Raw genomic sequence first — 12,183 nt, forward strand, 5'->3', positions numbered from 1 at the left:
CCCCTATTCGTACGTTCGTTTTTGCGAACAACTGCATAACTTGAGAGGCTCTTCGATCTCGGTTACTGTTTATTTACCCTTTACAACAGGATCGAAATCGCCTATTTTACAGTTTACTTTCATTTTGCATCATCTTTTTGGAAAAGTTGCAGACGGATCTATGAGCATTGTTAATGATTTCCTACTATTCATCGATATTTGAGGTGGCAAGTCATGTCTAGAATATTGTTGGTTGAAGATGATCATAGTATCGCAGATATGATATCCATCTACTTGAGCGAAGAAAATTATTCGGTCAGCATCGCCTATACCGGCCAAGAAGCTATCGATTTGTTTAACGAAGCTGAACCGGATGTTCTTATACTCGATTTGATGCTGCCGGATACGAACGGTATCGACTTGTGCAAGCAGTTCCGCTCCAAATCGACGGTGCCCATCATGATTGTGTCCGCCAAGAGCGAAGTGGCCGAGCGGGTGAACGCCCTGATGAACGGCGCCGACGATTACATGTGCAAGCCGTTCAGCATGCGCGAGCTGGCTGCCCGTACGAGCGCCCTGCTGCGAAGATCCGCGCTCACGCATAAGGTCAAAGCGGCCGCTTCTGCCGCTTCCACCAAGCCCGCAGCGCAGCAGGAGACAAGCGATATTGTAGTCGATATGGAGAAACGGTGCATTTACGTGCATCGCCAGCCTGTTGAAACCACCTACTCCGAATTTGAAATCATGAAGCACTTCTGGCTTCATCCGGGCAAAGTGTTTTCCAGGGAGGAGCTGTTGAACAACATTCGCGGCATCGATTCTTTCGTCACCGAGCGCTCCGTAGACGTACATATTACAAATTTACGTAAAAAAGTAGAAACCGATCCCAAGGATCCGAAGCACATCAAGACGGTGTGGGGTGTCGGATACAAGTTCCAGCAGTAAAAAAACTCCTTTATGCCGCATCAAGCGGTTAAAGGAGTTTTTGATGTGTCCGATTATTTCCTGGTATTCCCGTTATCCGGAAACACATACTGAATCATGGTATTAAACTCGTTCGTATAATCGGCGAACGTGCCACGCTCCTGCTCTTCCTTGGCGTAAAAGCGGACACGCTGCACGAAATTCGGGTTGGCCGATACGTATACGTCTTGAATATGGGTCGGCGCCATGGTCAGCACCAGCTTGCGGATTTCGTCGGCTTTGCCGTAGCCGAGCCCTCCGTTCTCCGTCCAGGAAATCCGGTTGGGAGTCCCCTCCACCGCGCCGAATAAACCTGCGCCGCCTTTAGCTGTTATGCGATGACCCCACGTATCCGGATTCGCTTCCTCGTCCGGCTTATGTCCGTCCAGCACTACGGCGACGTACGCGTTAACTTCCGTCAGCAGCACTTGCGCGGCTTGAACGCCTTCAAGATCGGCGATTCTAGACGCTATCCCCGGTTCGAAGCCCATCGTCTTGGCCAGATGTCGATTCGTCATATCGAGCTGCGTGCGTCCGCCGTTTTCCGGCTGCTGGCGGTTCTCCTGTTCTTGAATCCAACGCGGCTTCACACCAAGCGATGCGTCTTCGTTGTTGCGGGAATCGCGGTCGAATAAGGCTTGCTGCCGGTGGTCGTTCAGCCCTCCCCCGGCACTGCTCGTACCCGGCTTATTGCCTGCGCAGCCGGCAAGCACCAGCAAGCAGACGCCTGAGACGAGCCCTATGCGCTTCGTTCCTTTGCCTAATGCTCGATACATGCTTGACATTCCCTCCTGTCCATCCTAACACAGCTAAGACTTAAGCTTAGGATGAATCACAGGGTGGAAATTATGCGCCAGCCTTATTTCTTTTTGTCAGATTCAGGGTCGAAGCCGGCATCGACTCCCGATAAGAAGCGGCGCACCGCCTCCTCGGATAAATCTCCCTGTTCCTTAAAGCGGGCCAGCTGCTCCGCGATGCTGCGGCCGATCGACTCGAATTCGGCCTCCTGCGCGGCATACGATGGGTCAAACCATACATAGTCGCCTTCCGGACCGTTGCGCAAAAAGGGCTTATGCCAATGCTCCGGATACGTGTAAGGCTGCTCTTCGAACAAGATCCCGAGCACGTCGTCGGAGTCAAGCGGAAGCAGTTGATGGAACACTTCATCTTGTGCCCCTGGCGTGCCGATGGCCGCGACGTTGCGATGCAGGTAAGCGTAGTGCAAGTAATGCTCCGCACTCACCTTGTCCTTGCTGATTTCATACAGTTCCAGCTCGCTCTCCTGCAGCGTTCTGACCGTTTCCAACCGCTCTTGAATGGAGGATGAAGGGACGAGCCTCCACTCCTTCCATGAAATACCCGGTTCTTGGTTATTACTCACGATTAACCCCCCTTATTCCCGATTCAGCTTTTTTCCATGGACGGTTCTTCGGTCAAGTTTAAAGCCCGACGCGGCAGTCGCCAACGACGGAATACGGACATCATCCGGAGAACAACAATGACGGCAAACAAGACGAGCAGCTGCCAAGAGCCTTGCACCCAGCCTAAGCCGATCAAGAAGCCGGTCAGCATCGCCCACACCGCATAAATTTCGTCTCGCAGCACAAGCGGTTTACGGCCCGCCAGCACATCGCGGATGATGCCGCCGCCGATCCCGGTCAGCATGGCGGCTACGATAACCGCGGACAGCGGGGCGTTCATTTGCGTCGCGTACAGCGCCCCCTGAATGGCGAAAGCCGACAGGCCGATCGCGTCGAACAGCGCTTCCCACGTTTTCCACTTGCGAATCCAGCTGACAGGAACGATAAAGACGAGAAATGCGGCGATAAGCGCCGTCAAGAAGTACGTCCGCTGCTCCCACAAGGTCGTCACCGGAATGCCGATCAATACATTGCGAACAACCCCGCCGCCGAAGGCGGTGACGAGGGCCAGTACAAACACGCCTAATATGTCGTACTCTTCTTCCATGGCAACGACCGCGCCCGAAATGGCGAACGCGATCGTGCCGATCATGCTGAATAACTGCAGGTTAATTTGAAGAAGCTCATCCATCCGATTAATCCAAACTCCAATCTAAGTTTACGACGTTCCCGGTACGGGACGATTCGTAAATCGCTTCGAGTACCAAACTGTTCGCCAGGCCCGACATGGCGGACGTCATCGGCTCGCGCCCTTCGCGGACACATTCCAGGAAGTGTGCGTTCATCCGAATGCGTGGACCTTCGTCTCCTTCGGGCACGTTCACTTCCACGTCGGCTGTCCGGTCGAAGAGCTCGGTGTGCAGCGTGCCCTGGCCCATTTTAAGCGAAGCGCCGCCGTCCGTGCCCATTAAATAAATATACGGACCGTTGTCCTGGAACGTCGTATTCGCCGCCCAGCTTACGTCCAGCGTAATCGTACCGCCATTCTCGAGCTTGATCAGCGCGGTTGCCAAATCTTCCACGTCGTAGAAGCCGTTCCAATCCGGCTTGCCCCAGTCGCCGATCCCTTTGCGCTTCGGCCCGAATTCGGCATAGGTCGTACCGAAGACGGACACCGGCTTCGGGCTGCCCATAAAATGCAGCGACAAATCAAGCATATGTACGCCTAAGTCGATTAACGGACCGCCGCCCGCTTTATGCATTTGTGTAAACCAGGAGCCCCAGCCCGGTATTCCTTTACGCCGCATCCAACCGGCTTTCGTATTGTAGATGCGTCCGAGCGCGCCTTTGTCGATCTGCTCCTTCACTTGCAAATACACGGATTCCCAGCGCTGCTGATGCGAAAGCATCAGCACTTTGCCGGATTTATGGTGGGCCTTGACGATTTCCTTCGCAGAAGCGGCATTCATGGCCATCGGTTTCTCCAGCAGCACGTGTTTCCCCGCCTGCAGCGCTTCGATGGCAATCGGCGCATGCACATCGTTCGGGACGGCTATGACGACGGCATCGACCCTCGGATCCTGCAGCAGTTCCTGATAGGTCGCATGAACGTTCGGGATGCCGTATTGCTTCGCCCGTTCGAGGGCGAGCGGCTGGTATACGTCCGTCACAGCCGTGACGACGGCGCCCGGCGTCGCCTGGAAGCCTTTCATATGCTCATTGCCGATACCACCGGCGCCGATGATGCCGATTTGAATCCGATCATTGGCAGACATCGCAAATTTCCTCCCATTCAAGATGTAATGGTGCTTCTTACAGAATGCCCATATCCTTTGCTTTTTGCGCCGCTTCTTTGCTGCTTTTTCCGCCAAGCTTCTTCAAAATGTTGCCTACATGCACTTTCACCGTCCGGATCGAGACGACGAACTTGTCGGCGATTTGCGTCTGCGTGTGCCCTTTCTCGATTAAATCGAGCACTTGAATTTCCGTTGGCGTCAGCAGCTCGCGCAGTTCCTTGGCCCGCACATCCTGTTCGAGCTGCTTCAAGCGCCGGAATTCCTCACGCATTTGCGCCGCTACGCTCGGATGGATGGCGCTGCGGTTCGCATAGGCGCTGCGCACCGCTTTCGGAATTTCAGCGAAATCCGATTTCACCATATAATCGACCGCTCCCGCTCTAAAAGCCTCGAAGATCATGTCCTTTTCCTCCATCGAGGACAACATGATCACCCGCGCGCCGCTGCACTTCACAATCTCGGCCGCCGCCCATAGCCCTTCCGGGCTGTCGGACATCATAATGTCCAGCAGCACGACGTCCGCTTCCGTCCGTTCGAGCAGTTCCACAGCATCGGCGCCGCTGGAAGCCGTTCCGACGACCTCGATGTCCGCTTCCTTGTTCAAGTAGCTTTTCAAGCCGACCAGCCAATCGGGGTCATCCTCCACGATGGCAACCCGGATGACGTTCGTCTCCATCTCAGATCAACCCTTTCCTTCAACAGAATTATCATGCTGCTGCTTCGGCTTCGGGAACTGCATGAATACGCTCGTGCCCAGCCCCGGCTTGCTGTGCACGTTCATGGTGCCCTTATGCTTATGCACGATGGCATAGCAGTAAGACAGCCCTAGTCCGAAATTCATCTTTTTCCCGCTCTTCGTCGAGTAAAAAGGATCGAACACCCGTTTCAGCTGATGCTTTTCCATCCCGATTCCGTTGTCCTTGATTTCCACCACGATTTTCCGTTTCGTCTCCGTCATACGCACGATTAACACGCCGCCTTGCGGCATCGCTTCCATCGCATTCGTCAGCACGTTCGTCCATACTTCGACGAGCTGCGCGCGGTCAGCTTCCATGGCTCCCCTGTACGCATACTCCTCGCGAACCTCGAAGCCGCTTAACTCCGGAGCCAGCATGCGCAGGCATTCTTGCATGACATCGGCAGGAACGATGCGTTCCTTCTGCAGAACGACCTCCTGCGTTTGGCCTTGAATCCGGTACATCATATCGTAAATGTGCTGGGAAGCGTTCATAATCACTTCCAAGTCCCGCACGAGCTCGACCGGATCGGGACTGCCTGTTGCGGCATCGGATTTGATTTTTTCGCCAAACAACCGGATTTTCCCTACGTCGTTCTTGATCGCATGGTTCAGGATCGACGTTCCCGATGTAATCGCCCGCAGCGTATAATCGAGCTTCTGGTTTTGGATCGAAATTTGCAGCCCCATAAAACCGTACCGAAAGCTGGAGCCTATAATGACCGCAATCGTAAAGGCGATAACCCAGGCGTTATACCGCCACAGCTCATAAATGCCGAGAAACGTCGGAAATAAATATAATGTGAATAGAGCAAAAAATAACGTCGGCGCCGCCGCCGCCGCAACCAGAAACCGGCTGCGGCGCAAGAACGAGTTGCGCTCGCGGTAGGCCGCCGTCAGCAGCAGGCCGATGCCGGTAAGGATATAAGGCGTCGCCCAGAACGTAACATAACCGTAAGGAATCGGATCGTTCGGCTTCGGTTCGAACAGGAACGTTCCGGCAAGCGGCAGAAGCAGTGCCCACGGCAACCATTTACGCCAAGTCCACAGCGGATAATTCGGGTGATAAACGATGGCGAACATCAGGAACGTGTACGGCAGTCCATAGTAACAAATTCGGGACGCAATGAGCTCAGCGTTCGCAAGCAGTTGAGCGACCGGCTCGGTAAGCCATTGTCGCTCGAGCAAGTACGGAACCACCTGATCGGCAATGACCGCGGACAAGCCCCCGGACCCGCCGGTAAAGGCAATGCTGCTGATCCATCGGGTCGTCAGCCGCTTCGGATCGGTTACGAGCAAGAGCAGCCCGACTGTCCATAGACCGATGAGTACGAACAGCATGGTCAATCACTTCCGTCTCTTAGAGATAGTCCTGCTTCAGCTTCTCCAGCTCGCTGAGCGAGCGCTCTGCAAAGCGGCGGAGCCGGTCGAAGCTGGCGATCTCCCGATCGAGGGCCTGCAGCAGCGATTGTTTGTAATCCGGAATCGAACCGTGATAAGCGGCGATCGTTTGCGGCGGCATTAAGGCGATCTCCTGGTAGGCCAGCGCGCGGCGTTCATGAAAGAACGGCACGTCCGGGTTCATCGGATTGTGCAAATCGCCTTGGGCCGGATGTTTCACTACGGCAAGAATGCGCACAGCCGCTTTACCGGTTGACATCAGCTCGATGACTTCGCCGATGTACTCTCCCGTTTTGTATGACGCCGTAACAATTTGACCCGGTTGACATGTATCCGATTGCATATGAATTCTCCCTTCCTTCATTCAGGTTTCGGCTGGATTACGTTGTTACGTTGTTCTCATCCAGGCGTAGAGCTCGGCGACCCCTTCCATTCTGTACCGCTTGCCGGTCGGAACACCGCGCTCCAGTTTGACCAGGCAAGGTACGCTTTCGATCTGCCAGTCATAAGGCAGCTCCCGGCACAAGTTGATGTTCGTCTGTCCGATTGTCAGACCCGGATCCATGGAGGCCACGACCTCCAGCATTCGCCGGCCCGCTTGACATGTGCCGCATAGCGGCGTATGGAACAGCACATAACGCGTCGGTTCGTCCGCTCGGTCCGCAGGCGTAACGGGCGGGAGACTCAGGGCCTTCAGCTCCTTCTCCGACCAGTCGGGCAATCCCATCTCAACGCCCCCTTCTCGGCTTTATTTTTGAATGTTGCTTCCGGGTGGACAAATCCGGTATGATGGTACTATATTGATCTACAGGCAGGTGTATACAAATGTCGGAAATGAATAACTCGGAAGAACCGCGCAAGGTGAGCTTGGCGGATGCGATCAAGAACAAGCTTGCACAGAAGAAACAAGCTCAGCTTGACGCGAAGAACAATCCGCAGCAGCGGGCTGGCAGCGACGCGGTCATGCGCAGCCAGAACAATAAGAAACCGAACAATCAACGCCGTCGTACCGGCGGAAGCTAATCGGCCATAGGTGTTAAAGAAGGATGAGGGCTGCCCGGAAGGGCTGCCGCTCATCCTTTTCTTTTGTCGCGCGCGACGGAAGCAAACGCGCTGGCGTCAGACCTGTATTAAGCGTAGGCAAGCTCGCGCTGACGCTTAATATCGTCGTTCTCCAGAAACTCGTCGTACGTAATGACCTTGTCGATAATTCCGGCCGGCGTAATCTCGATGATGCGGTTGGCGATCGTTTGCACGAACTGATGGTCATGCGAAACGAACAGCATCGTGCCGTCGAAATCGATCAAGCCGTTGTTCAGCGCCGTGATGGATTCAAGATCCAAGTGGTTCGTCGGCTCGTCGAGCAGCAGTACGTTCGCACCGCTCATCATCATTTTGGACAGCATGCAGCGCACTTTCTCGCCTCCGGACAGTACGCTCGCCTTCTTCAGCGCTTCTTCGCCGGAGAACAGCATCCGACCCAGGAACCCGCGGAGGTACGACTCGTCTTGATCCTTCGAATATTGACGCAGCCAATCGACCAAATTCATATCGGACTGGAAATAAGCCGAGTTGTCTTTAGGGAAATAGGCTTGCGTTGTCGTTACGCCCCAGCTGTACTCACCGGAATCGGCTTCGATTTCGCCCATCAGGATTTGGAACAGCGTCGTTTTGGCGATCCCGTTCGGGCCGACAAGGGCGATTTTATCCCCTTTGTTCACGGTGAAAGAGACATTGTTCAGCACAAGCTGGCCGTCGATCGTTTTGTTGATCCGGTCAACCTGCAGCAGTTGTTTGCCCGCTTCGCGTTCCGGCGTAAATTTAATGAACGGATATTTGCGCGTCGACGGCTTGATGTCCTCAAGCTGAAGCTTCTCGAGCGTTTTCTTCCGGGACGTCGCCTGCTTGGACTTGGACGCATTGGCGCTGAATCGGCGAATAAACTCCTCGAGCTCCTTGCGCTTCTCTTCGGTTTTCTTGTTTTGCTCCCGCACGAGCTTGAGCGCCAGTTGGCTGGACTCGTACCAGAAGTCGTAGTTGCCGACGTACAGCTGGATTTTGCTGAAGTCGATGTCTGCGATATGCGTACATACCTGGTTCAGGAAGTGACGGTCATGGGAGACTACGATGACGGTGCCTTCGTAGCGGGACAAGAAGTTCTCCAGCCAGCGGACCGATTCGATGTCCAAATGGTTCGTCGGCTCGTCGAGCAGCAGAATGTTCGGATTGCCGAATAACGCTTGCGCCAGCAGGACGCGCACCTTCTGGCTGCCGTCAAGTTCTTTCATTTTGATATCGTGCAAATCTTTCGGGATGCCAAGACCGATCAGCAGCTCCGCCGCATCGGACTCCGCCTGCCAGCCGTCCAGCTCTTGGAATTCTCCCTCAAGCTCCGCCGCTTTCATGCCGTCATCTTCGGAGAAATCGGGCTTTGCGTAAAGCGCATCCTTTTCCTCCATAATTTGAAACAGTCGGGCGTGGCCTTTAATGACCGTTTTCAACACGTCGATTTCGTCGTATTCAAAATGGTTCTGCTTCAATACGGCCATGCGCTCGCCCGGCGTAATACTCACTTCGCCCTTGTTCGGTTCCAGCTCGCCGGATAAAATTTTCAGGAACGTCGATTTGCCCGCTCCGTTCGCGCCGATCAACCCGTAACAGTTGCCCGGAGTAAATTTGATGTTGACGTCTTCGAATAACGCGCGTTTGCCGTATCTTAACGTGACGTTAGTTACCGTAATCATGAATCGATGACCTACTTTCCCATGGACTAAAACTAAACGATAAAACAAATAGCTTCCAAACGTATATTATAGCATAACTAGAGCTTGTTTCCCAAAAAGATTATACAGCGCGCCTTTATTTCTGTTGGGAGATGCTCTCGACCAGCTCCGACAGCTCCGACCAGCGCTCCATCGCCTGCTCCAGCTTCTCGGTAAGCTCCTGCTCCTCGCGGTAAAGCTCCTGCACTTTGCCGTAGTCGCTCCCGGCTCTCTCGATGCCCCGCTTCACTTCCGCGAGCTTTTCTTCCATATCGGCGATTTTGCCTTCGATTTCGTCCCACTCTTTCTGTTCTTTAAAAGAAAGCTTTCTCGGACGGTTCTGGTTCGCCTCCCGGCGGTCGCCTGCCGTCGATGCCTGGCCTTGCGCACTCTTCGGTGCATCCGCCTTCCCGGTACGAGCCGTATCGCTCTCCTGCTGCCGCTCCTGCTTCGTCTGCTCCAAATATTCGCTGTAGTTGCCGTAAAACTTGCGCACCTTCCCGTCCCCTTCGAAAACGAACAAATGGTCCGCCGTCCGGTCCAGGAAATAACGGTCATGGGAGACGGTGATGACGACACCCGGGAAGTCTTCCAAATACTCTTCGAGAATCGTCAACGTCTGAATGTCGAGATCGTTCGTCGGTTCGTCGAGTAGCAGCACGTTCGGTTCGCCCATCAGCGTCCGCAGCAAATACAGCCTTCTGCGCTCGCCGCCCGACAGCTTGCCGATCGGCGTCCACTGTTGAGCCGAGGTGAACAGGAACCGCTCCAGCATCTGTGAAGCGGTAATGGCTTCGCCGCTGGTCGTGCGGATCACTTCGGCCGCTTCCTTGATGTACTCGATCGCCCGCATCTTCTCGTCCATCTCGACGCTCTCCTGCGTATAGTAGGCAAGCTTAACCGTCGGTCCGACGGCGATTTCGCCGCTGTCCGGCTGAATCCGTCCGGCCAGCATGTTGAGGAACGTCGATTTGCCGGTGCCGTTCGGACCGATGATGCCGATGCGGTCTTCGGGCAGCACGATGTAGCTGAATGAGTCGACGATGCGGCGCGTGTCGTAAGCTTTTGAGACATCCTCAAGCTCCATAATCTTTTTCCCTAGACGGCTTGCGCCCAGTGACATATCGAGGCTCCCGGACGGACCGTCGACCTTGCGGTCGCGCAGCTCGACGACGCGGTCCACGCGCGCCTTCTGCTTCGTCGTCCGCGCTTTTGCGCCTCTTCGCAGCCAGGCCAGCTCGCGCCGCAGCAGGTTCTGCCGCTTGTCTTCCATGGAGGCTTCCCGTTCGAGGCGTTCCGCTTTTTTCTCCAGAAACGAAGCATAGTTCCCATCGTAGCTGTACAGCTTGCCGCGATCCAGCTCGAACATGCGATTCGTCACCCGGTCCAAGAAGTACCGGTCGTGCGTAACAAGCAGCAGCGCGCCTTTCCACCCGGCGAGGAAACCCTCCAGCCATTCGACCGTCTCGTGGTCTATGTGGTTGGTAGGCTCGTCCAGAATCAGCAGGTCGGCAGGCTGGATGAGCACGCGCGCCATCGCGACGCGTTTGCGCTGGCCGCCGGACAGGGTGCCGACCTTCTGCGCGAAGTCGCGGATGCCGAGCTTGGAGAGCACCGTTTTTGCCGTCGTCTGCGCATCCCAGGCGCCGCTGGCGTCCATCCGGCTTTGCGCGGCGAACAGCTTCGCCTGCCGCTTCTCATCCTCCGGCGCGAGCTGGAGTTCGGCGAGCGCCCATTCGTACTCGCGGAGTGCCTTCATAATCGGCGTATCGCCGTGGAACACCTGTTCGAGCACCGTCGACTCCATGTCGAACTCGGGCTGCTGCGGCAAATATTCGACGTGAAAATGATTGGCGTGCGTCAGCTTGCCGCGCTCCGTCGTTTCAAGACCGGCCATCACCCGAAGCAGCGTCGATTTGCCCGTCCCGTTCACGCCGACGAGGCCGATCCGCTCCTTCTCATTGATTTGAAACGAAATGCCGTCGAACAGCACTTTTTCACCGTAGCTTTTATATAAATCTTCAACCGTCACGATATTCATGATCGCATCTTCCTCTCTTCAAGCGGCTGCTTACGGGCAAGGCTGTTACGCCTCGTACAAGGGCGCCGGGTCCGTCACGTAAGCGGCGAGCAGCGCCGCGGTATGAGCGATGCCTTGCCGGTGCGTCCGTTCCATCGCATGCGAAGCGTGTACACCAGGACCGATCAGCGCGGCGCGAATGTTGCTGCCTCCGCGCAGGGCGGCCGAGGCGTCGGATCCGTACTGCGGGTAAATGTCGACCGCATAGGACAAGCCTTCGCGTTTAGCCAGCTGGATCAATTGCGACGTCATCGCGTAATCGTAAGGCCCCGACGAGTCTTTGGCGCAAATCGAGACGTCCAGCTCGGTGCAGCGCAGATCGTCACCCATTGCCCCCATATCGACGGCGAGCAATTCGGTAATGTCGGAGGGAATCCATGCGGCGCCGTGCCCGACTTCTTCATACGTGCTAATCAGCAGCTGAAGCGTGCAGGCCGGCTGAACGTTCTCCCTTTTCAGCCATTCCAGCAGTCCGAACAAGGCCGCGACGCCCGCTTTATCATCAAGGTGGCGGGACTTGATATACCCGTTCTGCAAAAATTGCGCGCGCGGATCGAACGAAATAAAGTCGCCTGTCCCGATCCCAAGCGCCTTCACATCCTGCTCCGATGCGACCGGCTCGTCGAGCCTCACTTCCATGACCGCCTCTTCGCGTTTCAGCTCGCGGGCGTCGGCGAACACGTGGACCGACGGCTTGTTGGTCATAATCGTCCCCGTGTAGGTTCGTCCGTCACGCGTGTGGACGAGGCAATACTCGTTCTCCACGGAGCCGAGCATGTAGCCGCCGATCAGCGTGAATCTCAAGGCTCCGTTCGATTTGATCGAACGCACCATAGCGCCCAGCGTATCGACATGTGCGGATAAGCCGATCGTCCGGCCGGGCTCGCGCCCTTCTACCGTCAGGATGCCGTTGCCCTTGGGCGTCAGCTGCATCGTATAACCGAGCCCCGCGGCTTCCTGCATCAACAGGCGCATGATATCCGCGCAAAAGCCGCTCGGACTGGGGGTTTCGAGCAGCGTTCGGAGCAGCTGCAGCATATATGACTCGTTCATGTTCAAGTTCACGTCACGCTCCTTCATTTGATTCGAATTTCGTTTTCGTGTA

Annotated in this window: 13 protein-coding genes; 2 read left to right on the plus strand and 11 right to left on the minus strand. The window is 55.6% G+C overall.

The window, feature by feature from the left end:
* Positions 1 to 213: 213 nt before the first annotated feature.
* Complete coding sequence (locus ACZ439_RS00225; protein ID WP_464620460.1) at positions 214 to 924, plus strand: response regulator transcription factor; 711 nt, start codon at positions 214 to 216, stop codon at positions 922 to 924.
* A 53-nt stretch (positions 925 to 977) separates the two neighbouring features.
* Here the strand turns inward: ACZ439_RS00225 and ACZ439_RS00230 are convergent, their stop codons facing one another.
* The 8 genes from ACZ439_RS00230 to ACZ439_RS00265 form a co-directional block, all read right to left on the minus strand.
* A complete protein-coding gene (locus ACZ439_RS00230) occupies positions 978 to 1,718 on the minus strand; it encodes a YhcN/YlaJ family sporulation lipoprotein (RefSeq protein ID WP_054796446.1) in 741 nt (246 codons plus the stop codon).
* Positions 1,719 to 1,801: 83 nt separating this feature from the next.
* The gene (locus ACZ439_RS00235) at positions 1,802 to 2,323 is read right to left on the minus strand and encodes a hypothetical protein (RefSeq protein ID WP_464620461.1); all 522 of its coding nucleotides are present in this window, start codon (positions 2,321 to 2,323) and stop codon (positions 1,802 to 1,804) included.
* Between the two features lie 23 nt (positions 2,324 to 2,346).
* The gene (locus ACZ439_RS00240) at positions 2,347 to 2,994 is read right to left on the minus strand and encodes a trimeric intracellular cation channel family protein (RefSeq protein ID WP_127605752.1); all 648 of its coding nucleotides are present in this window, start codon (positions 2,992 to 2,994) and stop codon (positions 2,347 to 2,349) included.
* Between the two features lie 4 nt (positions 2,995 to 2,998).
* On the minus strand, positions 2,999 to 4,078 hold the full coding sequence (locus ACZ439_RS00245; protein ID WP_054796445.1) for a Gfo/Idh/MocA family protein: 1,080 nt from the start codon (positions 4,076 to 4,078) through the stop codon (positions 2,999 to 3,001).
* Positions 4,079 to 4,115: 37 nt separating this feature from the next.
* Positions 4,116 to 4,775: a response regulator transcription factor gene (locus ACZ439_RS00250; protein ID WP_054796444.1), complete on the minus strand. Its 660-nt coding sequence runs from the start codon at positions 4,773 to 4,775 to the stop codon at positions 4,116 to 4,118.
* 6 nt (positions 4,776 to 4,781) lie between these two features.
* Positions 4,782 to 6,176: a sensor histidine kinase gene (locus ACZ439_RS00255; protein WP_464620462.1), complete on the minus strand. Its 1,395-nt coding sequence runs from the start codon at positions 6,174 to 6,176 to the stop codon at positions 4,782 to 4,784.
* A gap of 19 nt (positions 6,177 to 6,195) precedes the next feature.
* Positions 6,196 to 6,579, minus strand: a complete 384-nt coding sequence (kapB, locus tag ACZ439_RS00260; protein WP_054796443.1) for a kinase-associated lipoprotein KapB — start codon at positions 6,577 to 6,579, stop codon at positions 6,196 to 6,198.
* A gap of 45 nt (positions 6,580 to 6,624) precedes the next feature.
* Entirely contained in the window at positions 6,625 to 6,963 is a 339-nt protein-coding gene (locus tag ACZ439_RS00265) for a thioredoxin family protein (protein ID WP_054796442.1), read from the minus strand.
* Between the two features lie 107 nt (positions 6,964 to 7,070).
* Between ACZ439_RS00265 and ACZ439_RS00270 the strand changes: the two genes are divergently transcribed.
* Complete coding sequence (locus ACZ439_RS00270; protein ID WP_054796473.1) at positions 7,071 to 7,259, plus strand: hypothetical protein; 189 nt, start codon at positions 7,071 to 7,073, stop codon at positions 7,257 to 7,259.
* A 107-nt stretch (positions 7,260 to 7,366) separates the two neighbouring features.
* On the opposite strand, the gene abc-f is transcribed toward ACZ439_RS00270, so the two are convergent.
* The 3 genes from abc-f to ACZ439_RS00285 form a co-directional block, all read right to left on the minus strand.
* On the minus strand, positions 7,367 to 8,980 hold the full coding sequence (gene abc-f / locus ACZ439_RS00275) for a ribosomal protection-like ABC-F family protein (protein ID WP_054799417.1): 1,614 nt from the start codon (positions 8,978 to 8,980) through the stop codon (positions 7,367 to 7,369).
* 115 nt (positions 8,981 to 9,095) lie between these two features.
* Positions 9,096 to 11,039 (minus strand): ABC-F family ATP-binding cassette domain-containing protein, encoded by a 1,944-nt coding sequence (locus ACZ439_RS00280; RefSeq protein WP_155613975.1) that lies wholly within the window; start codon positions 11,037 to 11,039, stop codon positions 9,096 to 9,098.
* A gap of 45 nt (positions 11,040 to 11,084) precedes the next feature.
* Positions 11,085 to 12,158, minus strand: a complete 1,074-nt coding sequence (locus ACZ439_RS00285; RefSeq protein WP_464620463.1) for a M42 family metallopeptidase — start codon at positions 12,156 to 12,158, stop codon at positions 11,085 to 11,087.
* Positions 12,159 to 12,183 lie beyond the last annotated feature (25 nt).

It is taken from the genome of Paenibacillus sp. JCM 9796 (assembly GCF_055379675.1).